The following is a 21,736-nucleotide window of genomic DNA, read 5'->3' on the forward strand; positions in this document are numbered from 1 at the left end:
GGCCCTGCCGCGCGGAAACGCTACGGGTGCCGTCCCCCCACACAAAACAGGTCCACCCCATCGAGCACCTGGCACCAGCGACTCCGACTGTCCACGCGCTGAGCAGGTGGGCTGAGGCGGACCTGACGGGGCGCAGGTTGGCACCGACGGGTCCGAGTGTCCAGGGGCTGGGTTGGCAGGGCTGACGAGGGCGGGCTGGTTTGACAACGCCAGGTTCCGAGTGTCCAGGGGCTGAGTTATGTGGGTTGGGGCGGACCTGACGGGGGGCGGGTTGGCACCGCTGGGTCCGAGTGTCCACGGGCTGGGCAGGCGGGTTGGGGCGGACCTGCGGGGTGCTGGGTTGGCATTAACCGCTTCCGAGTGTCCGGTGGTTGGCACTAAAGCCACTGGGCAGGCGAGAGAGCCGTGTGCCTTCGAGGTTGTTGTCGGGCACGAGTTGTCCACAGGGGGCTCAGGTATCCACAGGCGAGCGATGGCGGGCCCAGAGGGCGATGCGGGTCGGTAGAACGGAGGTCATCAGGCAGGAGAGGGGGCGCGGCAGCGACATGGGGGGCCGAAGTGGTTGACGATGGTGAGGGGGCGCGGGCGGAGTGGGTGCGGGAGTTGCTTGTCCGCGATGTTGAGGCTGGGTTTGTTGAATTGGTGCGGGAGTACCGGGGACTGATACACGCACTGCTACGGCGAGCGGGACGTCACGATGCGGAGGACTTGGCGGGGGAGGTGTTTGTTCGGGCGTATGGGGCTCTGCTGGGGTACGCGCCCGCGAAGGTTCGTGGGTTGCGGCTTCGGGCGTGGCTGGTGACCATCGCGGTCAACCTGTGTCGGAACGAGGCTCGGGGAAGGCAGCGGGCGCCTGCGGTGGTGGGGCTTGAGGAGGTTGTTGAGCCAAGATGCCAGTGGGACGCGTTTGACGATGTTGTGGAGCGGCTTGACTTGCGGGCGTGGTTGGCTCGGTTGACCGCGCTGTTGCCCAAGCACCAGCGGATGGCCGTCGTGTTGCGGCATGGGTGCGGGTTGAGCATCGGTGAGGTGAGCGCTGCTATGGGCTGCGCCGAGTCGACTGCGCGGTCGTACGCGTCGCGGGGGTTGGCGCGGTTGCGGGAGTTGGTGGCCGAGCAGGGGGTGGAGAGGGGGTTCGGGGAGGCTCAAGCGGCGTGAGTGTATGAATAGGCGCCATGGGTGTGACTGTGCGGACCGCGCGGACCGAGTTCGGGGAGCTGTCCGTGGCCGCTCGGGCGGGTGCGGTCGTCGGGTGCCAGTTCATGGCCGCCGAGCGGTTGGCGCAGCGATTCGGGGGTGCTGACGACGGGGATTCTCGGGTGGCGGAGTGGGCCGTCGAGGAGATCACCGGGTATCTCGCGGGCGCGGTGCGGGAGTTCACCGCGCCGGTGCGGTTGGGGGTCTCGGAGTTCGACCAGCGCGTGCTCGCCGCGTTGACCGAGCGCGTCGGGTACGGCACGACGGTCAGCTACGGGTGGCTGGCGAAGGAGATGGGGCTGCCCGTGACCGCGTCGCGCGCCGTCGGCAAGGCGTTGGCGGGCAACCCGGTCCTCGTGCTGGTCCCCTGCCACCGGGTCGTCGGCGCGTCGGGGGCGCTCACCGGGTACGCGGGTGGGTTGCCGGTCAAGCGCGCGCTGCTGGACCTGGAGACCGGCACGCCGGAGGACCTGCTGCTCTTCTGACCCGCCCTCAGGTGGCGTCGTGGAAGATGATGCCGAGGGTGTGCCGGAGTCCACTGTGGATCTCGCTGACCCCGTGCCGCAGCACCACCCTGCGCCAGCCCCGGGCCACCGAGGGGACCGGTCGGTCGCGGACGGTGAAGATCATGCCCTGGCCCAGGCGGGGGCGGGCCACCAGCGGCCGTGACTGCGCGCGGGGGCGTTGCTCGACGAACACGTTCTCGCCGCCGGTGAAGTCCTCGTCCGGCGCGTTGAGCATGACCGCCAGCTGCAGCGGGAACACCACGTCCCCGTAGAGGTCCTGGTGCAGGCAGTTGTAGCCGCCTGCCGTGTAGCGCAACAACAGCGGGGTCGGGCGGTGCTGCCCGGCCTCCGCACACCGGCGGTGCAACCCCGCCAGGTCGGCCGGGAACTCCTCGACGCCGAGCCTGCGGGACCAGGTGTTCGCGATGTCGGCCAGCGGTGCGTAGAACTCGGCGCGCAGGCGGGCGACCGGTTCGGGCAGCGGGTGGTCGAAGTAGCGGTACACCCCCTCGCCGAACTGGTGGCGGGCCATCACCACGGTGCTGCGGAACAGGTCGAGCTCGTCGAACATGGCCCGCACACCCGCGCACTCCGCCGGCGTCAACAGCGGTGGCGTCAGGGCGAATCCGTTGCGGTCGAGCTCGGCGCCGACCGCCGCCCAGTCCAACCCCGACGCGGCGACCACCTCGGTGCCGTTCGGGTCGTAAGCGGTGGCTGCCGGGGCGGGACCGGACAGCTCGGCGAGGCCCGGCATCGCCAGTTGGCCCTGGAGCGGAGAGTTCATGGAGAAGGCGCCTCACTCGAATGGGGGTGCGGGCCCAACCCTACCCACACGGCCGCGAGCACAACCAGTACCACGCCGCGGTCGGCGCGCGCACATTCACCCGATCCCCGTACCCGGTGCCGATCAGCCGCCGCGGGCGCGGTCCCCGGTCGCAGACCGGTGCGCCGGATGGTCGATCGGGCGCACCGGCGCCGCGCACCGGCTGCGCCGTGTGGGCGACCAGCGGGCCACTCGTCCGGCCCAATACCGGATACCCCTATTCCTGAATTCAATACAATTGCTCGACTTGGACGTTGGTTGACGACATCTGCCAAACCTGTTTCACTACCCCGGACCTGCCCGCGATCACGGACAGTCAATCAATTTTGGGGGGATGGTCGATGAATTCACCTCCTGTCAACCGATTACCAGAAGGCGTCAACTCGGCGCCGTTGAACGGTCCCGACAATGCGCTGGGACTAATCCCGCAAAACCTGCCAGAACGGGATGTGAACGGCGCGCTGGCCACCGCGGCGATCAAAGTCGCGCTGGAACAGGCCACCCGATCGGTGAGCACGGCGCGGGCCCTGCTGCCCGGCACCGAGGTCACCGGGGCGGCCACCGACGCGCTGCTGGGCGCGGCGATCCAGTCGGTGCCGCGCTGGCACTTCGCCATGCTCAACGACCTGGAGCGCAACGACGCGTTCGCGGTCGCCCTGGAGCGGGTGGTGCCCCGGGGGTCGCACGTGCTCGACATCGGGTCCGGCACCGGGCTGCTGGCGATGATGGCGGCCAAGGCGGGCGCGGGCGCGGTGACCACGTGCGAGCAGAACCCGGTGCTGGCCGCGGTGGCCGAGCGGATCATCGCCCAGCACGGGCTGTCCGATGTGATCACCGTGGTCCCGAAGCTGTCCACCGACCTCGTCGTCGGCGTCGACCTGCCGGGCAGGGCGGACGTCATCGTGTCCGAGATCGTCGACTGCGGTCTTGTCGGCGAAGGTGTGCTGCCGACCGTGCGGCACGCTAGAGAGCACTTGCTCGCCCCGGGCGGGGTACTGCTGCCGGAGTCCGCCGTGCTGTTCGGCGCGCTCCTCGATAGTCCTACCGTCGACGGTCTTAACCGGGTCCACTCGGCGGCGGGCTTGGATGTTCGGCTGCTCAACGCTCTAGCGACGCGCGGGCACTTCCCGGTCCGCCTGCCCACTTGGCCCCACCGGCTGCTGTCAGCGCCGACGGAGATCGCGGAGTTCGACTTCGCCCACGGGGCGCTGGAGCGGGAGGCGGTCGAGGTCGCCTTCGACGTGGCCGAGCCGGGCGTCGCGCACGGGTTGGCGGTGTGGTTCGAACTGCGCCTGGGCGGCGGTATCGCGTTGCGCAACGCGCCGGACAACCTCGCCTCGCACTGGATGCAGGCATTCGTCCCCTTTGCCGAACCGGTCCGGCACGCCGCCGGTGAGCGGGTTCGGATCGACTTCTGCTGGACGGGCGGCCGCCTTTCGGCACGGCAGCTCGACTTCGCGAACGCGGTGGAAGGAATATCGTGAACTTCGTCCCGAATCACACGCCTTTCGAGTTATCCCCGGAGCGGCTGCGCGAGTTGACCCTGGACTTCGCGAGCAACCCCATCTACCTCGACAACGAGGAATGGGAGAACACCGACAACCCGTACCGCAGGCAGCTGCGGCCGCAGATCATCTCCTACCTCGACTTCAGCGAGCCGTTGCGGGCCGGGCAGGTGCTGGAGTACTCCGCGCTGGCCGCGAACCGGATCCTGGCCACCATCTACGAGGCCGACCTGGTGTTCCTGCCCAAGAACGGCATGACCGAGCAGACCTGGGCGGACTTCCGCTCGTTCTACGGTGCGACCAACCGGGCCCGCGGCGAGATGATCCGGCCCGCGCTCGAGCGGCACGTGTTCGGCTTCCTCGACGACGAGGTGGAGGTCACCGGGTCGTGGACGAAGGAGTCGCTGGCGGCCTACCTGGGCAAGCTCGCCGACGAGCCGGACACCCCGTCGGCCGGTGAGCGGGCGATCCGCGAGTCGAGCGACCCCCAGCGCGCCGCCCGCAACTGGCTGATCCAGTTCGCCCCCGACTTCCTGTCCGAGGCCTCGCCGATGATCCGCAACGTGCTGGGCTACTACGGCCCGGTGCAGTCGGAGTGGTTCAAGGTGATCATCGACGAGTACGGCTACGGCGTGCACGAGACCAAGCACAGCACCCTGTTCGAGGACACCCTGACCTCGGTCGGGCTCGGTGCGGACCTGCACCGGTACTGGCAGTACTACCTGACCAGCAGCCTCATGCTGAGCAACTACTTCCACTACCTCGGCAAGAACCACGAGAACTTCTTCCGCTACCTCGGCGCGCTCTACTACACCGAGACAACCCTGGTGCCATGGTGCAAACGGGCCGCGGACCTGCTGACCGAGGTCTTCGACGGAGAGGCCGACGTCCGGTACTTCACCGAGCACGTGCACATCGACACCCACCACGGGCGGATGGCGCTGGAGAAGCTGATCCTGCCGATCGTGGACTACTGCGGCGAGTCGGTGATCCCGGAGATCGTGCGCGGGTTCGAGGAGTTCCAGGTGGTCAACCGGATCGCCGACGAGGACTTCGCCGCGCAGGTGGCCTGGATGGACGCGGGCCCGGAGAACAAGCGGCTGCACGAGCCGGTGTGGGGCCGGGTCGAGGCGGGCGAGGTCACCGCGCCGGTGGCGCACATCGTGGAGCCGCACGGCGAGCTGTCCAACACCCACCAGCACGACGGCGACGAGCTGTGCCACATCGTGTCCGGCACGATGAAGTTCGTCAGCGGCTACGACTCGCACCAGATCCTGGAGGCGGGCCAGGGCACGGTGATCTGGCGCAACCGGCTGCACGGCGCGATCATCGAGTCCGACGAGTGCGTGTACGAGATCCACTCGGTCGGTGACTACCGCGCATGCTTGTCCTGACCTTCGCCGTCGCCGGGGTGGGCAACTGCGCCGAGGTCGGCGGGGTGGCCTACGTGTACGCGCGCACCAGCCGGGGCTCGTTCGTCGCCCCGGCGCGGTGCTCGCACCGGGGCGGGCCGCTGCACCTGGCGAGCATCGACGCCAGCGGCAACCGCCTGCTGTGCCCGTGGCACGAGCAACCGACCTCCATGACGCGTCTGCTGCGCAAGGGGATACCGGCCGTGCGCAGCGGGAACCGGGTCACCGCCGTGTTCGCGGTCGACGCGGGCACCGACACCGCGACCACCCACCGACCCCTGTCCCCCGACCTGTGCGGACCCCGCCGCGCGGACTGAGTGCAACACGGCCGGGCGCTCCGGTGTTCTCTCATTGTGAAGGCATCGGCCGCCCGGCCACCGCCGCCGAAGCACCACCAGACCACCGGGACCCAGTCCCACCAGCACAGCACGAGAGGCGCGGAAATGTCGTACGCACCGGGGATCAAGGAGTTCGTGGACACGGTGAACGCCACGTTGCCCCCCGACTACTACACCTACCCGGTGGAGCGCCAACGCGAGCTCTACGACTCGCTGACCACGGCGTTGCCGATCGATGTCCCGGACACGGTGACCTGGCGCGACGCCACCGCCGAGCACGGCGGCCGCGCGGTGCGGCTGCGGATCTACCAGCCCGCGACCACCAGCGGTGACGCCGTGGTGTTCTACGTGCGCGGCGGCGGGTTCGTGATCGGCTCACTGCACAGCCACCACAGCCTGGTCGCCGAGATCGCCGACCGGACCGGGCTGGTGACCATCGCGCTCGACTTCGGCATGGCGCCGGAGAACCCGGCCCCCGGGCCGGTGGAGGACTGCTACGCCGGGGTCAGTGCGGTGCTGGCCGACCCGGCCGCGTTCGGCCTGGCGATCGATCCGACGGCCGCGGTGGTGGCCGGGGAGAGCTCCGGGGCGAACATGGCGGTGGTGCTGTCCATGTTGACCCGCGACCGGGGCGGCCCCGCGCTGCGCGGGCAGGCGCTGATCAGCCCGGTGCTGGACTTCACCCGGTGGCGGCAGGGTGGCGAGGACGCGCCGCTGCTCTCCGGTGGCGAGATGGAGTACTTCGTCGCCTGCTACTGCCCGGACGCGCGGCAGGCAGCAGACCAGTACGTCTCGCCGCTGCTGGAGGGCAAGTTCCACGGCCTGCCGCCCGCCTACGTGGTCGGCTGCGAGAAGGACTCGCTCCGGGTCGACGCCGAGCGCTACGTCGAACTGTTGGAGCAGAACAACACCCCCGTGCGGTACGTGCTCGAGCCCGGCATGGTGCACGCGCCGGTGCGGGCCCGTGGCGTGAGCGAGCCCGCCGCCGACATGGTCCGCCGGTTCTGCGCGGCCGTGGTCACCCTCGCCGACGGCGGCGACATCACCGAGGTGCCCGGTGTCTGAGCAGGCTGGACCCGCGGTCGTCGTCGACCCGTACTCATCGGGGGCGCTGTTCGCCTCGGCGTTGGCGGAGCGGGGCATCGAGGTGGTTGCGGTGCTCAGCTCCGAGAAGCCGCCCGAGGCGTACGCGTCGTCGTACCGGCCACAGGACTACACCGATCCGATCGTGTTCCGCGGCGACCTTGCCGAGGTGGCGGACCGGCTGCGGCCGCTGGATCCGCGCTGCGTCATCGCGGGGTGCGAGTCGGGCGTGGAGCTGACCGAGCGGTTGGCGCCGCTGGTGGCGCCGTGGCGGTCCAACGTGGCGGAGCTGGCCGATGCTCGGCGGGACAAGTGGGCGATGGCCAAGGCGGTCGCCGCGGCGGGGCTGCCGATCATCCCGCAGATCTGCACCGACGACGCCGACGAGGTGCGCGACTGGCTGCTGCGCGCTGGGTTGACCGGTCGCGACCTGGTGATCAAACCGCCGAAGAGCGCCTCGACCGACGGTGTGGTCAAGGTGGCCGGTGGCGCGGACTGGGCCGGGGTGTTCGCGGCGAACCTCGGTCGGGTGAACCAGTTCGGCGAGGTGGACGACCGGCTGCTGGTGCAGCAGTTGGTCACCGGCACCGAGTACGTCATCGACACCTTCACCCAGGACGGGGTGCACGCCCTGGTCGACGTCTGCCGGTACAGCAAGGTCGACAACGGCCCGTACATGGCCGTCTACGACACCATGCGCTGGCTGCCCGAGACCGACCCGGCGATCCCGGCGCTGCTCGACTACGCCAGGCAGGTGCTCGACGCGGTCGGGGTCCGCTACGGCGCCGCGCACGTGGAGATCATGAACACCGCCGACGGCCCGCTGCTGATCGAACTCGGGGCACGGCCGCACGGTGGTGGGCAGCCGCGGTTCAACCGGGTGGCGACCGGCGACAGCCAGATCGACCGCACGGTGCGCAGCCTGGCGGGCGAACCGGTGTCGGCGGACTACCGGCTGGTCCAGCACCAGCTGTGCGTCTTCCACATCGCGCCCAGCTCGGGCACCGTGCACGGGGTGTCGGCCCTGGAGAAGGTGCGGGACCTGCCCAGCCACCACTTCTCGGTGCAGAACCTCGTCGAGGGCGGGCCGGTGCGGGCGACCGGGAACCTGGTGGACAGCCTGGACTTCGGCTTCGCCATCCTGTCGCACCCCGACGCCGCGCAGGTGGACGCCGACCACCGGGTGGTCCGCGACCTGGAGCGGGAACTGGTGATCACCCCGACCGACCAGCCAGCCGCGATCGGGTGAGCGAGCCGTGGTCAGCACAACCTTCGTGATCAGCTCGCTGCTGGTCATCATCACCCCGGGCCCCGACCTGGCCCTGCTGACCCGGCTCCTGCTCACCCACCGACGCCCGCGCCCCGCGGTGGCCGCCGCCCTCGGCATGGTCACCGCGGGCGCGGCCCACCTGGTGATCGGCGCACTCGGCTTGGCGGCGCTGATGGCGGCCCAGCCCGGTCTGTACAAGGCGTTCTGCTGGGCGGGCGCGGCGGTCTTGCTCTACATGGCCGTCCAAGCGCTCCGCTCCGCGCTCTCCCCCGCACAACCCGCGCTCGACCTCACGCCACCACCCGCGGGCCGAGCGTTCCTCCAAGGCCTGCTCTGCACCGGCACCAACCCGAAGGTGGGCCTCTTCCTCCTCGCCTTCCTGCCCCAGTTCATCCCACACGACACCGACCCCCTCACCGGCCTGACTCCCCTGGCTGCCGTCTACTTGGGACTGGTCATGCTGTGGCTCCTGGTCTGGATTACCCTGGTCGGCAAGCTATCGCCGCTCTTACGCACCCCCTTGGCCCTCCGCCTCATCGACACCATTGTCGCCTTGGTGTTCACCACCTTCGCCGTGCGGACGCTGCTGACCACCTGACGGGCCGCTGCTCGGCTCCTGTGATGCGCCACCTGCGCATGATCCTGGGCACGGCGTCTACATCGACGTCGTCGACACCGCGCAGGACGGCGCGGTGGTGGATGTGGACGCGCAGGCCCTGACAGGTGGTCTACGGGTCCTGACATGCGGTCAGACGGGCTGGGTTGTGGTTATTCGGCCGCTTCCTGGCGGGCGCTGACGGCGCGAGACCAGCTGGTCTCCGCACTACGGCGCGCGTGACAGGTTGACCGCGCTGGATGTGGGTGCGGCATGAGCGACATCAGATCGGCGCCGGACCAGTCGCGGCGGGTCTGCAGCCAGGGCAGCGACGAGCCGATGAGCGGGTGTCGATGACCAGCAGCCGCACGTTGCCGAAGACGCGCCGGTAGCTCCACCGGGTGCCCTTGCGCCCGTTGTACTCCCGGGTGGCGACATCGGCGAAGTCGCTGAGGATCGGCGTCGCATCAACACATCGACACCCGGACGGTGGCGAACAACCAGCGGACAACGGGTCGACCACGACTCGTGGCGCGGAGGTGAGCGCAGGGCTTCAGGGTGAGTTGAAAGGGGGGCTGGTGTTCGAGGCGTTTGGGGTTCGGGACTTTCGGTTGTTGTGGTTCGCCCGGTTGGTCAGTCAGCTCGGGTCGTGGTTGTTGGTGGTCGCGGTGCCGGTGCAGGTGTTTGTGCTTAGCGGCTCTGTGACAGCTACTGGGCTGACGGTGGCGGCGGAGTTCTTGCCGGGGGTGGTGTTGGGGCCGGTGGTGGGGGTTTGGGTGGACCGGTGGGATCGGCGGCGGGTGATGGTGGTCGCCGATCTGGTTCGGGGTGTGGCGGTGGGGCTTCTGTTGGTGGTGCAGGGGGTGGGGGAGCTTTGGCTGGTGTACGTGGTGTTGGTGGTGGAGAGTTCGGGAACTGTCCTCTTCCGACCGGCGGCGCAGGCGCACACGCCCGTGGTGGTGGGGACCGGGTCGAGGTTGAGCAGTGCGAACGCCTTGAACGCGGCGACTGATGGTGTTGTGCGGTTGGTGGGGGCGGCGGCGGGCGGGGCGTTGCTCGGGTGGGTTGGGTTTGAGGCGTTGGTGGTGCTGGATGCGGGTAGCTATGTGGTTTCCGCGGTGGCCATCTTGAGCACGGCCGCCCGGGGAGGGGGAGGTACTGGCAGCACGGGGAGGGTGTGGGTGGACCTGCGGTGGGGGTTGGAGTTCTTGCGCTCGAACAAGACCGCCAGAGGGGTATTGGCGGTGACATCGCTGTTCCTCGGGGCCAATGCCTGTTTGAGCGCCTTGCTGATCCCCTTTGGCGTGACCGTCCTGGGTGGCGGCGGGCAAATCGGGATCGTGCTGTCGGCGCTTGGCGTCGGGTTTCTGGTGGGGGCGCCGGTGATGCGGGGGTTGGTCGACCGGGTGGAACCGGGGCCGCTGCTGGGTGGGGCGGTGGCGGCCACGGGTGTCGGGTTCATCGCGCTGTTCTCGGCGTCCACGGTCGTGGCCGCTGTGCCCGCGGCGGTCGGGATCGGGGTGGTCGGGTCGGTGGCGTTGGGCACCGCGCAGACGGTGGTTCAGCGGGTCACGCCGAATGAGGGGCTGGGGCGGGTGAGCTCGGTCGTGTTCACCGGGGAGGCCGTGGCCACGGTGGTCGGCGCGGTCGTGGGGCCAGCGGTGGCGCAAGCGCTTTCGCTGACCTGGGCCGCTTATCTGGCCGGGGCGGTGACCGTCCTCGGTGGACTCGCGGGGTGGGCCGCCTTACCCAGGGCGGCGGGCCAGTAGTCGGGCTTGCGGGCGGGTGCTGGTGAAGTAGGTGCCCGGTTCCAGCAGCGTGGTGTGGCACAACTCGAAGCCCGACTCGCCCAGCAGGGTCACGACGCGGTCGACGGGGAGGAGGTAGACGTCGAGGGTGATGTCCTCGTGGCCGTAGCCCTCGGTCTTGCGGTTGCGCTGGTCGCCGACGTGGAAGGCGAGTTGGAGGTGGCCGCCGGGGCGGAGGATCCTGGCGAACTCGGCGAAGGCCATCGGTAGCCGGTCGGGCGGGAGGTGGATGATCGAGTACCAGGCGATCACCCCCGCCACCGAGGAGTCCGGTAGCTCCAGGTCCAGGATGGACCCCTCGATGAAGCGCAGGCCCGGGTGGTCGCGGCGGGCGATGACGAGCATGCCGGGCGAGAGGTCTATGCCGGTGACGTCGAGGCCCAGGGCGTCCAGGTAGGCGGCGACCCGGCCGGTTCCGCAGCCGACCTCGACCACCGGGCCGGCCACGACGTCGGCGAACGCGCGGATCAGGGCGCGGTCGATGACGCTCGCCTCCACGCCGGGCACGAGGCGGGCGTAGGAGTCGGCGACCTTGTCGTAGGAGGACCGGGTCTCGGCGAGGAAGCTGTCGTCCATCAGGCCCCTCGGAGTTTGCGGATCAGCTCCGGCCGTCGGACCTTCCAGGTCGAGGTGCGGGGCACCTCGTGGAACGGCAGGTGGATCGGGTCGGCGAGGTTGCCGAGGTCGCGGACGGCGGCGTCCCACGCGGCGGTGTCCAACGGGGCCTCGTCGCGGGTGCAGATGACCGGGGTGGGGCGGTTGTCGGTGCCGGGGATGATGACGACCTCGCGCAGGTCGGCCAGCCGGGACATGAGGATGTCCTCGATCTCCAGGTTCGAGTCGACGTCGTCGATCTGGTCGACCTCGCGGTCCATCAGGTGCAGGCGGCCGCGGCCGTCGAGCTTGCCCATGTCGCCCATCCGCCACCAGCCGTCGTTGAACTGGGCCAGCCAGCGGTCGTCCTCACCGTGGTAGGTCAGCGCGCGGCTGCGGTTGCGGACCTCGATGTACCCGATCCGCCCGCGCGGCACCGGCCTGCCGTCGGTGTCGGTGATGCGGACCCGCACGAACCCGGGCAGCGGCAGGCCGACGCAGCGGCCGTCGGCGTTCTCGGCGGAGGCGCGGGTGTACCACTGGCAGGACACCGGGCCGGTCTCGGACTGGCCGTAGAACTGGAAGAACATCGGGTCGCGCCGGTCAGAGGCGTCGAGCAGCCTGCGGATCGTGCGCGGGTGCATGGCGTCGAAGGTGGCGCTGTAGTACCGCACGCTCGAGAGCGGCCGCCCCGGCGCGGTGTCCATGTACTCCCACTCGATGAAGGTGTTCGGCTGGGTCTCCAGCAGCCCGGGGCGGGTGCGGGTGAACAGCGGCCCGATGGTCGCCGGGTCCGGGGACACCGCGACCACCAGCGGGTTGCCGTAGGCCAGGAACACCCCGAGCGCGTGGTAGAAGCGCGAGTGCACGAACGTCATGCAGAACGCGACCGTCTCCACCCGGCGGATCGGCAGCGCGACCAGCTTCTGCGGCAGCAGCCGGAACCACATGGCGCGAGCGCAGTGCACGGCGAGCTTGGGCAGGCCCGTGGTGCCGGAGCTGTGCGTGATCAGTGCGGGCTCCAGCGGGCCGGTGCGCACGGGCCGCTGCCGGGGCGCGCCCGCGAACCGGTCCAGGGAACCGTCCTGCGCACCGGTGGAGAACAGCACACCGCGCACGGTGTCGGTGTCCAGGGCCGTGGTGTCGAGCTTGGCCGGGTCGGTGAGCAGCCACGGCCGGTCCAGCCGGGCGAGCAGAGCGGCGACGACCTGGGGGTCCAAGGCGGGTGAGAGCATCGCGGGGACGGCGCCGATGCGCGCTGCGGCGCAGGCGAGCACCGCGATGTCGAAGTTGTCCGTCTTGTAGATCGCGATCTTGTCCCCGGCCCGCACGCCCGCGGCCGCCAACCGCGCCGCCAGTTCGTCGACCAGCTCGGCGAGCTGGCCCACGGTGAGGTCGACGCCCAGCTCGGGCGCCAGTTCCAGCGGCTGGTCGAGGGTGACGGTGACGTGGCCGTAGCGCACCGCCGCGTCCTGGAACATCTGGCCGATGTGGAACACCCGGCTGGTCTCAAACATCGCTGGCACCCTTCCACAGCTCGGCGGCCTGCTGGCGCAGCAGGTAGCGGCGGAGTTTCCCGCTGGGCGTTCTAGGCAGGTTCGGCACCGTGTGAACGCTGCGTGGCACCTTGAACGCGGCCAACCGACCCCGAGTTAGCTCAATCAGGTCCTCGGCGAGGCCGCCTGGCGGATCAGCGGCGTAGGGCACGACGAACGCGCGCAGCTTGGTCTGCCCCAATTCGTCCGGTACGGCTACCACTCCGGCCTCGCGTACCTCCGGGTGGCTGCTCAGCACGGCCTCTATCTCTGTGGGGGCCACAGTGATGCCGCCGACCATCTCCATGTCGTCGGCTCGCCCGAAGTGCGTGTACGTCCCGTCCGGCTCTCGCACCACGAGGTCCCGCGTGCGGAACCACCCCGCCCGCAGTACCTCCGCGGTCTCGGTCGGCAGGTTCAGGTACTCCCGCATCTGCACCGGCCGCACCCACAGTTCGCCACGCGAGCCGTCTGCGACCACCTGTCCGGATGAGTCGCGGACCTCGACCTCCAGCGAGCCGACCGGTTTGCCGATTGACCCTGGTCGGTCGTGGTGGATGGTGTTGGCCGTGATGGCGCACCCGACCTCGGTCGCGCCCAGCTGATTCAGCAGAGGAGCGTCGAGGAACTTGCCCACCTTGCCCGCGAGGTCCGCTGTCAGGGCCTCGCCGCCTGAAACCGCCGCGCGCACAGACCCGAAAGCACCTGAGTCTGCTTCCGCGATCAGGCGGGCGTACCACGACGGGACCGCGTAGAGCAGCGTCACTCCGTAGCGGGACACCAAGTCCTGCGCGACCTCGGGCGTCGGGCGCTCCTCTAGCAGCACGGCGGACGAACCCGTGTGCAGCGGGAACACAAACGTGTTGTTGAACCCGTAGCCGAAGTACATCTTCGACACCGACAGAGTCACGTCCGCTGAGGTGATCGCGAACGCGCCTTGCCCTACCGCGAGGTGGTAGATCTCAAGGCTGTCCTGCCCGTACACCACGCCTTTAGGACGTCCCGTGGTCCCGGAGGTGTAGTAGACGTAGAGCGGGGCATCGGTGTCCACCGAGTCTGCCGGGGTAGCTCCATCAGCGAGAGTTAACAGGTCCTGTGAGGACAGGAAAGACGGTGACCTGTCTCGCAGAGACTCATCGGCCACCATCAGCTTCGCGGCACAGTCGTCGAGCTGGAAGCTGTGGTCGTCGGCGGTGAGGCCGGGGTTCACCGGTACCGCTGTCGCGCCAAGGCGCGCTACCGCGAGGAACGTCACGACCCACGCGATGGAGTCCGACAGCGCTATCAGCACACGATCACGCTCACCGACACCGCGCTCAGATAGCACTGACGCGGCCTTGGCGGCCAAGTCGTGCACCTCGCCGTGGGTGTAGTCGCGATCGGGTGTGTGGAACGCGGTCAGTTCGTCCCACCCGGCCTCCCGGGACCGCCTGCGCAATCGTGCCGCGAAGTTCATCAAGCCACCGCCTCCGTGTCGTGCCGGGTGTGGGCCGCCAGCCAAGCGCCCGCCTTGAGTTCCATCTCGGCGAACTCCTCGGCCGGGTCGGAGTCGAGCACGATGGCGCCCCCGGCGCCGACCTGCCACTGCCCGTCGCGCAGCACGCCGGTGCGGATGACGATGTTGAGGTCCGCGGTGCCGTTGCAGGCCAGGAACCCGATGGCCCCGGAGTAGACCCCGCGGGGTCCGGTCTCCAGCCGGTCGATGATCTCCATGGTGCGCAACTTCGGCGCCCCGGTCATCGACCCGCCGGGGAAGCAGGCGCGCACGCAGTCGAGCACGTCGGTGTCCGCGCGCAGCGTCCCGCGCACGGTGCTGACCAGTTGGTGCACCGTCGCGTAGCTCTCCACGGTCATCAGCCGGGGCACGTGCACCGAACCGACCTCGCAGACCCGACCGAGGTCGTTGCGCAGCAGGTCGACGATCATCAGGTTCTCCGCGCGGGTCTTGGCGCTGCCCGCCAGCTCCGCGCGCAGCAGCAGGTCCTCCGACGGGGTCTGCCCGCGCGGCGCGGTGCCCTTGATCGGCTTGGTCTCCACGACCCGGTCGGCGTCGACCTTGAGGAACCGCTCCGGCGAGGAACAGGCGATCTCCACACCGTCCTCAGTCCGCCCCAGCCGCAGGTAGGCCGCGTACGGAGCGGGGTTGCCGCGGCGGAGGCTGCGGTAGAGCTCGAACCCGCTGGTCGTCGCGGGCACGGTGGCCTGGTTCGTCAGGCAGATCTCGTAGCTCTCCCCCGCGATCAGCTGACGCTGGCTCTCGGCGATGTCGTCGAGGTAGCGGTCGCGGTCAGTGCGCAGCCACGGCTCGACGTCGACCTGCACTCGCCGCCGCTGAACAGGTAGCGGCGCGGGCCCGGTGAAACCGCGTAGCGATAGCGCTACCGACTCCACCCACGCCTTCGCAGACGCTTCGGAGGCAGCACCACCGTCGCTAAGAGCGAGCACATAGGACTGACCAGCCTGATGGTCCACGGCCACCTGTCGGTCGGCGAACAGCCAGTAGGCGTCTGGAGTGCTCGGCCGATGCGGCCCTGGTGCGCCTAGGTCTGCCTTGAGCTCGTAGCCGAAATACCCCACATAGCCACACTGGAAGTCGAACGGCAATTCGACATCGGACACAACCTGTCGCGCCGCCAACTCGCGCTGCAGGTAGTCGAAGATCGTGCCTGGCTCCTCGCGTTCCACACCGCCTGCTCGTACCCGGACCGGCCCCCCGACCCGGTAGGACACGGACTCAGCGTTCGGACCGGCAGCGTCACCGAAGAAGGAGAACCGGGACCGACCTGTCTCCACGTGCGAGCTGTCGAGCCAGAATGCCTCTTCCGAATCGCCGTACAAGGCAGCGAACGCAGCCTCTGTGTCTACCGGCTCGTCCACGACCGAGACATGCAAGAAGTACTTCCTTGTTGCGGACGGAGTTGCCGCTACCGTGGGCTGAGGCGCTGCCGTGACGCGTTCCCGCCTACCGCCGCGACGAGTCAGACCGGCGAAGTTGGCGACTAGCTCATGTCCGAACTGGCTACATATCGATTCTGGGTGGAACTGGACGCCCCACAGTGGACGGTGTCGGTGCCGAAGCCCCATGACGACGCCATCCTCCGCGCGGGCAGTCACCTCCAACGACGATGGCAGCGGCTCTACGACCGCCAACGAGTGGTAGCGCACCACCTCGAACTTCTGCGGTAGTCCCGCGAACAGGTCTTTACCGTCGTGCTCGACCCGCGACACAAAGCCATGCCGTGCGCGAGGAGCGAGGTCGACAGTTGCGCCCTCTAACACCGCGAGACCCTGGTGGCCTAAGCACACGCCCAGCACTGGTAGGTGCGTCTCGGCCAGAACTCGGGCGCAACCACCGAAGTCCCGATCCCTACCCGCGTGTCCTGGCCCTGGCGAGATCACAATGTTGTCGAAGTCGGCGAAGTCAACTCCCGCCAGTTCATCGTTCCTGCGCACGGTGGGCTCAACACCGTTCACACCCGCGATGAGTTGGAAGAGGTTGTAGGTGTAAGAGTCGAAGTTGTCTATCAACAGGGTTCGCATGGGCAGCTCCGGCGGTGAGGCCTACGCGGTGACCGGCGCGGGCGCGGCAAGCAGTTGCTGGATCTCGGTGAGCACCTGGTGCGCCTGTGGCACGCTCAACCTCGGGTCGCACAACGTCCGGTACGCCTTGAGCAGCTGGGAGGGGTCGGTAGGCCCACCCGCGCCGAGGCACTCGGTGCTGTCGTGGTCGCCGATCTCCAGGTGCACGCCACCGGGCCACTCCCCCGGCTCGAGCAGCACCTCGGTGAACCGGGCGAGTTCGAAGACGATGTCACCGACCAGCCGGGTCTTCACCCCGCTCGACGCCCGGATCGTGTTGCCGTGCATGGGGTCGCACATCCACACGACCGGGTGACCAGCGGCGCGGACGGCCGCCACCAGCGGAGGCAACGCGGTAGCGACAGTCCCTGCCCCCATGCGGGTTATCAAGGTGAGCCTGCCTGGTTCGCGTTGCGGATCCAGCCGTTGGCACAGGCGCAGCAGCTCGTCCGGCGTGACAGTTGGCCCCACCTTGGCGCCAATCGGGTTGGCCACACCCGAGAGGAACTCGACGTGAGCGCCGTCGGTGTTCCGGGTGCGTTCACCCAGCCAGGGGAAGTGCGTGGACCGCAGGACCCAGGTGTCGGTCTCGGGGTCGTGCCGGGTGAGCGCCTGCTCGTACTCCAGGACCAGGGCTTCGTGACTAGTCCACAGCCGGTCCGGAGCGGGTAATCGGCGCAACTCGGCGACTACGGCCGCAGCCGAGTCATAAGCGCGCAGCAGCCGCCTCGGGTCCGGGCGGCGCGCGGCCTCAGTCGGCTCCACGCCGTTGACGATGTCGCCCCGGTAGCTGGGCAGCTCGCGCCCGTTGACCAATTCGGTCGGCGCGGACCTCGGCTTGCCGTACTGCCCCGCCAACCGGCCGATCCGGACCACGGGAACGCCGAGCCAGGCCTGCAGCCGGTCCGCCAGCTCGTGCAGTGCGGCCTGGCGCGCGCGGGCGGCCACGATCCCCTCAGCACCCAGCGGCTCGGCGCAATCGCCGCCCTGCAAGATGAACTCACGGCCCGCGGCCACCTCGGCGAGCCGGGCGCGCAGCGCGGCAACGTCGCCAGCCGTCGTCAGACCGGGTAGCCCGCGCAGCCGTCGCGCAGCCGCGGCCACCTCATTCGGATCTGGCCACGGGGGGCGTTGGGCGACCGTCAACCCTTGCCACGAACCAGGATGCCACCGCGTTCGTTCCACGCTCGTCCCCCGTAACAAGAAGCGTTGGTACGACTCTCCACATTCACCTGACCCACTGCCGCGCCCTCCAGTGTCGACACCGAGTGCGCCGACCCCGTCGCGTTGGCATGTTCCTGTCAACGGCTCTCGGCACGCGGCCGAATCCGAAAGATGAGGACGTGGTCACCCAGGAGAACCCTGTCCTCGTCGTCGGCGCGGGCCCGGTGGGCCTATCCGCCGCGATCGCCCTGCGCTCGCTCGGCCTACCCGTGGCGGTGCTGGAGGCCGACCCGGAGGACCAGGCCAGGCCGGGGAGCCGCGCGCTGTTCGTGCACCGGGAGTCGTTACGCCTCCTGGATTCCGGCGCACCCGGGCTCGCGGCCGAATTGACCGATTTCGGCGTGGTGTGGCACACCAAACGGACGCTCTATCGCGGCCGGGAGGTCTTCGCGAAGACCTATCCCAAGCCAGCAGCGAATAGTGAGGCACCGTTCACAAGTCTGCGCCAGGTGGACACGGAACGGTTCCTCCGCAAGACCTGCGAGCAGGTAGGCGCAATCGTGTACTGGGGCACCCGGGTCGAGCAGGTGCGGGTAGACCCAACTGGCGTCGATGTGGTCACCGGGGACGGCCAGACATTCAGCGGGAGCCACGTCATCGCGGCCGACGGAGCCCGCTCCACCGTGCGGCGGGCGGTGGGTATCACCATGTCCGGCGGTAGATCTGAGGGATTCCACACGACCGTCGACATCGCCGACCCGGACTTCCCGCAGGAGCGGCTGTTCCACTACCACCACCCGGCCCTGGGCGGCAGGCATGTGATGACCGTGCCGTTCGCGGGCGGGTTCCAGATCGATGTGCAATGCGCCCCGACGGACACCGAGGCGGAGTTCAGCACCCCGCAGGCCGTGCGGCGGTGGTTGCCGAAGGTGGTCGACGGGCGGCACCTGGAGAACGTCCTGTGGATCTCCAGCTACCGGTTCAACCAGGTCATCGCCGACCGCTTCGCCGATCCGCACGGGCGGGTGCTGCTCGCGGGCGAGGCGGCGCACCTGTTCCCACCGCTGGGCGCGCGCGGGATGAACAGCGGGATCGCGGACGCGTTCGACGCGGCGGACGCGATCGCGTTAGCACGATCGGCGAACAATCCCATCCGCGAAGCAGCGGCCATCGTCGGTTACGCCGACCGCCGCCGGGCAGCCGCCCTACGCAACAACGCCGCCGTCAGCCAGGCGTTGGCTCACCTGCGACCGCAGCAGTGGCACGCCTCAGCAAGGCAACGCGCTGCGGCAGCGCTGTCTCCGGTTGTCCCCCGATTCGGCACCTGGCTGGAGAACGCCACCTACGGCCCCCGCACGGCCCCTAAGCAGTCTGGTCGGTACTGATGTCTACTGTGGAGTATCTCTTCACTGACGGTGCGCTCCAGCGCAGCGAACTCAAGTCCGATGACCTCTTGGCCGCGGACTCGTGGCTAGTGCTCGACGGCACGGTACGTGGCCTGCACTGGCACCACCGACGCTTTCAGCAGGCCAGCACTGAGACCGGACACGGTGACACCACCTCGTTCTGGGCGGCCGTCGTTGCCGCGCTGCCTAGCGAGGGCATCTTGTTTCCACGGGTAGAGCTAACGTCGGCGGGCAAGTTCCAACTGCGGGTACGACCGTCACCTCCTCTGGGCAAGAGCATCAGGATCCATCGTGTCGACCACTTGGACGAGCGGAAGCTTCCCCGCCGCAAGGGGCCCGACCTGGCGCTGCTGGGTGAGATCCGCGAGCAGGCACGCGCTGCGGGTGCGGACGAGTCTCTTATCGTCGACGGCCAAGGGCACGTCTTGGAGTCCGCCACAGCGAGCCTGCTCTGGTGGGAGAACGACACCCTATGTATCCCAGACGAGGACCTGCCCGTGCTCGACGGTGTAACCACACGGGTCATCATCGAACACGCTCACGGGCTCGGTATCTCCATCGGCCGGAGGCGGCGTCAACCGCACCAACTGGTCGACAAGGAAGCCTGGCTCGTCAACGCCCTGCACGGCCTAAGACCCATCGTGGCTTGGCCCAGCGGTCCCGCCGTACCGGCGACCAAGGCGCCCTATTGGCAGACCGTCCTGGACTCTCTCCGCGTCCCGCTCCCCGTCTGACAGCCCGTTCGCAGAAAGGCAAGCCATGACCGCAGAGCACTCTCCGGCCTACCGGCTCAACGACCTGATGACCGGGTACTGGAAGACCCAGGCGATCAGCGTCGCCGCGAACCTCGGCATCGCCGACCAGTTGACCCAAGAGCCGCTAGGCAGTGCCGCCTTGGCTGAACGACTCAGTGTCGACCACGACAGCCTGCACCGACTCTTGCTGTTCCTGGTCACTCTGGGCGTCTTGGCGGGTAACGAGGACACCGGCTACACCGTCACCGAGGTCGGCGAGCTGCTGCGGTCGGACAACCCCGGCACGATGGCCCACTACGCCACCATCTACGGCGCCGAGTTCTACCAAGCATGGGGCAACCTCGAGGAGGCTGTGCGCACGGGCAAGTCTGGGTTCTCCGCCGCGTTCGGCGAGGAACTCTTCCCCTACCTGCGGAAGCACCCGGAGACCTCGCTGCGCTACGAACGGGCGATGATCGCGGGCGCCAACTTCTTCAGCGAGGTCGACAGCGTCCACCCGTTCCCCGAGACCGGCCTGGTCGTGGACATCGCGGGCGGGCACGGCTTGTTGCTGCGGCAGATCCTGGGCAAGCGCCCGGCTCTGCGCGGCATGCTGTTCGACCGCCCCCAGGTGATCGCGGAAGCCAAGGAGCAAGGCTTCCTCGCCGACCTCACGGACCGGTGCGCGCTCGTCGCGGGCGACATCTTCGAGACAGCGCCCAGCGGCGGTGACCTCTACCTGATGTCGCGGCTGCTGCACTGCTTCGACGACGAGGGCTGCCTAGCGCTGCTGCGCAACTGCCGGGACGCGTTCCCCACGCACGCCAAGCTGCTCATCGTCGAGCGGCTGCTCCCCGAGGACGGGGGTCCGTCATTGACCCCTGGCTACAACATGCACATGCTCGCCGTCATGGGCCAGGGCCGGGAGCGCACGCGCGGCGAGTTCGCCGACCTGCTCACCCAGACCGGGTTCCGGCTGGAGACCACCCACTCGCTGCCGCTCGACGCTCACGTGCTGGTCGCGACCCGCGCCTGAGTCCGAACGATGAGCCGGTCGGCGAGCAGCACCAACAGGCCCGCGACGGCTTGCGCGACACCCAGCACCACCAGCACGCCCGCCAGCCCCTGGGACCGCAGCAACACCACGACCTGCGGTCCCAGGCTGGCGCCCATCAGCAGCGCGAACGTGTAGAGGGCGATCCCGGTGGCCCGCGCCGCCCCGGCCATCGACCCGACCAGCTCGGTCAGACCGGGCGAGATCAGGGTGATCGCGGCGACGTAGACCAGCAGGAACGCACCCAGCACCAGCACATCGGCGGAGCCCAGGGCAGCGAGCACGCCGAGGATCGCCGCCGCGACGAACAGCGCCAGCGCGGTGCGGCGGGTCGCGCGGAAGCGACTCAACCAGGCGGTGATGACCGGGATCAACACCATCGCGGGTAAGGCACTGGCCCGCAGCAGGAACAGCTCGTGGGACCCGCCGACCAGATCCTCGGGCGCTAGGACCTGCAGAGCTGTATAGACACCGACAAAGCCGCCTAGCACCGGCAGGGTCGCTAAGTACAGGACAGCCAGAGCTGGCTTGGCCGCCAAGGCGCCCATGGCCTTGAAGGACCCCCGCAACGTCAACGTGCCGCTAGCGCCATCAGGTGACATCACCTTGCGAAGGGCGATAGTCAGCACCAGTAGCAGCACGGCGTTGCCATAGAACACGAATCGCCACCCGCCCAAACCGGACAGCGCTTGCGCTAGCAGTTGGCCGACCACAGCCGCCGCGAGGAAGGAAGTGATGAGACAGGCCAGTGCACTCGGCCTACGACGCGGTTCGATTCGCTCGGTCAGGTAGGCCAAGGCCGCGGGCGAGAACGCCGCCGCGCCGAGCCCTTGTACGGCGCGCAGCACTCCACCAAGCACCAGCGAGTCCGATAAGCCCACCAGCACGGTTGCCACGGTCATCACTGTCAGGCCTACCGTGATGACGGTGCGCCTGCCGAACCTGTCGGCCAACGGGCCGGTGAGCAGGAACCCGCTGGCGTAAGGGATCCCGAACAGCGTCGTGGTCGCTGTGGCCGCACCGACCGTGGTACCCCAGTCCGCGGCGAGAGCTTGCAGCAGCGGGATCACGGCGTAGAGCTGTCCGACGATGACAAGGCCGGCAACCGTCATCACGGCTACCGTGCGCCGAAA

19 protein-coding genes are annotated in these 21,736 nt (G+C 69.0%); 12 read left to right on the forward strand and 7 right to left on the reverse strand.

What is annotated here, in order from left to right; genetic code table 11:
• Positions 1-558: 558 nt before the first annotated feature.
• Positions 559-1,158: an RNA polymerase sigma factor gene (locus tag LV75_RS29790; RefSeq protein ID WP_253890684.1), complete on the forward strand. Its 600-nt coding sequence runs from the start codon at positions 559-561 to the stop codon at positions 1,156-1,158.
• Between the two features lie 17 nt (positions 1,159-1,175).
• Entirely contained in the window at positions 1,176-1,682 is a 507-nt protein-coding gene (locus LV75_RS29795; protein ID WP_253890685.1) for a methylated-DNA--[protein]-cysteine S-methyltransferase, read from the forward strand.
• 7 nt (positions 1,683-1,689) lie between these two features.
• Here the strand turns inward: LV75_RS29795 and LV75_RS29800 are convergent, their stop codons facing one another.
• Positions 1,690-2,487, reverse strand: a complete 798-nt coding sequence (locus LV75_RS29800) for a 2OG-Fe(II) oxygenase (RefSeq protein ID WP_253890686.1) — start codon at positions 2,485-2,487, stop codon at positions 1,690-1,692.
• A gap of 380 nt (positions 2,488-2,867) precedes the next feature.
• Between LV75_RS29800 and LV75_RS29805 the strand changes: the two genes are divergently transcribed.
• The 7 genes from LV75_RS29805 (at position 2,868) to LV75_RS29835 (ending at position 10,498) form a co-directional block, all read left to right on the forward strand.
• On the forward strand, positions 2,868-4,010 hold the full coding sequence (locus tag LV75_RS29805) for a class I SAM-dependent methyltransferase (protein ID WP_253890687.1): 1,143 nt from the start codon (positions 2,868-2,870) through the stop codon (positions 4,008-4,010).
• On the forward strand, positions 4,007-5,425 hold the full coding sequence (locus tag LV75_RS29810) for an iron-containing redox enzyme family protein (RefSeq protein ID WP_253890688.1): 1,419 nt from the start codon (positions 4,007-4,009) through the stop codon (positions 5,423-5,425). The genes LV75_RS29805 and LV75_RS29810 overlap by 4 nt, the downstream gene beginning before the upstream one ends.
• Entirely contained in the window at positions 5,413-5,760 is a 348-nt protein-coding gene (locus tag LV75_RS29815; RefSeq protein WP_253890689.1) for a Rieske 2Fe-2S domain-containing protein, read from the forward strand. Before LV75_RS29810 ends, LV75_RS29815 begins: the two co-directional genes overlap by 13 nt.
• 126 nt (positions 5,761-5,886) lie before the next feature.
• Complete coding sequence (locus LV75_RS29820; RefSeq protein WP_253890690.1) at positions 5,887-6,846, forward strand: alpha/beta hydrolase; 960 nt, start codon at positions 5,887-5,889, stop codon at positions 6,844-6,846.
• Positions 6,839-8,113: an ATP-grasp domain-containing protein gene (locus LV75_RS29825; protein ID WP_253890691.1), complete on the forward strand. Its 1,275-nt coding sequence runs from the start codon at positions 6,839-6,841 to the stop codon at positions 8,111-8,113. The genes LV75_RS29820 and LV75_RS29825 overlap by 8 nt, the downstream gene beginning before the upstream one ends.
• 7 nt (positions 8,114-8,120) lie before the next feature.
• On the forward strand, positions 8,121-8,732 hold the full coding sequence (locus LV75_RS29830; RefSeq protein ID WP_253890692.1) for a LysE family translocator: 612 nt from the start codon (positions 8,121-8,123) through the stop codon (positions 8,730-8,732).
• Positions 8,733-9,307: 575 nt separating this feature from the next.
• Complete coding sequence (locus LV75_RS29835) at positions 9,308-10,498, forward strand: MFS transporter (RefSeq protein ID WP_308211063.1); 1,191 nt, start codon at positions 9,308-9,310, stop codon at positions 10,496-10,498.
• Here the strand turns inward: LV75_RS29835 and LV75_RS29840 are convergent.
• From LV75_RS29840 to LV75_RS29860, 5 genes are read right to left on the reverse strand one after another with little or no spacing between them, the layout of a single operon-like run.
• Positions 10,475-11,113 (reverse strand): class I SAM-dependent DNA methyltransferase, encoded by a 639-nt coding sequence (locus LV75_RS29840; RefSeq protein WP_253890693.1) that lies wholly within the window; start codon positions 11,111-11,113, stop codon positions 10,475-10,477. The genes LV75_RS29835 and LV75_RS29840 overlap by 24 nt on opposite strands.
• Positions 11,113-12,648, reverse strand: a complete 1,536-nt coding sequence (locus LV75_RS29845; protein WP_253890694.1) for a class I adenylate-forming enzyme family protein — start codon at positions 12,646-12,648, stop codon at positions 11,113-11,115. The genes LV75_RS29840 and LV75_RS29845 overlap by 1 nt, the downstream gene beginning before the upstream one ends.
• Positions 12,641-14,122 carry a class I adenylate-forming enzyme family protein gene (locus LV75_RS29850; protein WP_253890695.1) on the reverse strand — a complete coding sequence of 494 codons (1,482 nt, stop codon included), beginning with the start codon at positions 14,120-14,122 and terminating at the stop codon, positions 12,641-12,643. The genes LV75_RS29845 and LV75_RS29850 overlap by 8 nt, the downstream gene beginning before the upstream one ends.
• On the reverse strand, positions 14,122-16,206 hold the full coding sequence (gene pabB / locus LV75_RS29855) for an aminodeoxychorismate synthase component I (protein ID WP_253890696.1): 2,085 nt from the start codon (positions 16,204-16,206) through the stop codon (positions 14,122-14,124). The genes LV75_RS29850 and pabB overlap by 1 nt, the downstream gene beginning before the upstream one ends.
• 21 nt (positions 16,207-16,227) lie before the next feature.
• Positions 16,228-17,430, reverse strand: a complete 1,203-nt coding sequence (locus LV75_RS29860) for a 3-deoxy-7-phosphoheptulonate synthase (RefSeq protein WP_253890697.1) — start codon at positions 17,428-17,430, stop codon at positions 16,228-16,230.
• Positions 17,431-17,588: 158 nt separating this feature from the next.
• Here LV75_RS29860 and LV75_RS29865 point away from each other — a divergent pair, with 158 nt between their 5' ends.
• From LV75_RS29865 to LV75_RS29875, 3 genes are read left to right on the forward strand one after another with little or no spacing between them, the layout of a single operon-like run.
• Entirely contained in the window at positions 17,589-18,794 is a 1,206-nt protein-coding gene (locus tag LV75_RS29865) for an FAD-dependent monooxygenase (RefSeq protein ID WP_253890698.1), read from the forward strand.
• Positions 18,794-19,549 (forward strand): aminotransferase class IV, encoded by a 756-nt coding sequence (locus tag LV75_RS29870; RefSeq protein ID WP_253890699.1) that lies wholly within the window; start codon positions 18,794-18,796, stop codon positions 19,547-19,549. Before LV75_RS29865 ends, LV75_RS29870 begins: the two co-directional genes overlap by 1 nt.
• 25 nt (positions 19,550-19,574) lie before the next feature.
• Positions 19,575-20,585 (forward strand): methyltransferase, encoded by a 1,011-nt coding sequence (locus LV75_RS29875; protein ID WP_253890700.1) that lies wholly within the window; start codon positions 19,575-19,577, stop codon positions 20,583-20,585.
• Here the strand turns inward: LV75_RS29875 and LV75_RS29880 are convergent.
• Entirely contained in the window at positions 20,558-21,715 is a 1,158-nt protein-coding gene (locus LV75_RS29880) for an MFS transporter (protein ID WP_253890701.1), read from the reverse strand. The genes LV75_RS29875 and LV75_RS29880 overlap by 28 nt on opposite strands.
• Positions 21,716-21,736 lie beyond the last annotated feature (21 nt).

Source organism: Actinokineospora diospyrosa (assembly GCF_024171925.1).
Lineage (GTDB): Bacteria > Actinomycetota > Actinomycetes > Mycobacteriales > Pseudonocardiaceae > Actinokineospora > Actinokineospora diospyrosa.

Coding starts and splice junctions, on each gene's coding strand:
- LV75_RS29795 (WP_253890685.1), top strand. CDS start 1,176: ATGGGTGTGACTGTGCGGACCGCGCGGACCGAGTTCGGGGAGCTGTCC.
- LV75_RS29800 (WP_253890686.1), bottom strand. CDS start 2,487: ATGAACTCTCCGCTCCAGGGCCAACTGGCGATGCCGGGCCTCGCCGAG.
- LV75_RS29805 (WP_253890687.1), top strand. CDS start 2,868: ATGAATTCACCTCCTGTCAACCGATTACCAGAAGGCGTCAACTCGGCG.
- LV75_RS29815 (WP_253890689.1), top strand. CDS start 5,413: ATGCTTGTCCTGACCTTCGCCGTCGCCGGGGTGGGCAACTGCGCCGAG.
- LV75_RS29820 (WP_253890690.1), top strand. CDS start 5,887: ATGTCGTACGCACCGGGGATCAAGGAGTTCGTGGACACGGTGAACGCC.
- LV75_RS29840 (WP_253890693.1), bottom strand. CDS start 11,113: ATGGACGACAGCTTCCTCGCCGAGACCCGGTCCTCCTACGACAAGGTC.
- LV75_RS29845 (WP_253890694.1), bottom strand. CDS start 12,648: ATGTTTGAGACCAGCCGGGTGTTCCACATCGGCCAGATGTTCCAGGAC.
- LV75_RS29850 (WP_253890695.1), bottom strand. CDS start 14,122: ATGAACTTCGCGGCACGATTGCGCAGGCGGTCCCGGGAGGCCGGGTGG.
- pabB (WP_253890696.1), bottom strand. CDS start 16,206: ATGCGAACCCTGTTGATAGACAACTTCGACTCTTACACCTACAACCTC.
- LV75_RS29870 (WP_253890699.1), top strand. CDS start 18,794: ATGTCTACTGTGGAGTATCTCTTCACTGACGGTGCGCTCCAGCGCAGC.
- LV75_RS29875 (WP_253890700.1), top strand. CDS start 19,575: ATGACCGCAGAGCACTCTCCGGCCTACCGGCTCAACGACCTGATGACC.
- LV75_RS29880 (WP_253890701.1), bottom strand. CDS start 21,715: ATGACGGTTGCCGGCCTTGTCATCGTCGGACAGCTCTACGCCGTGATC.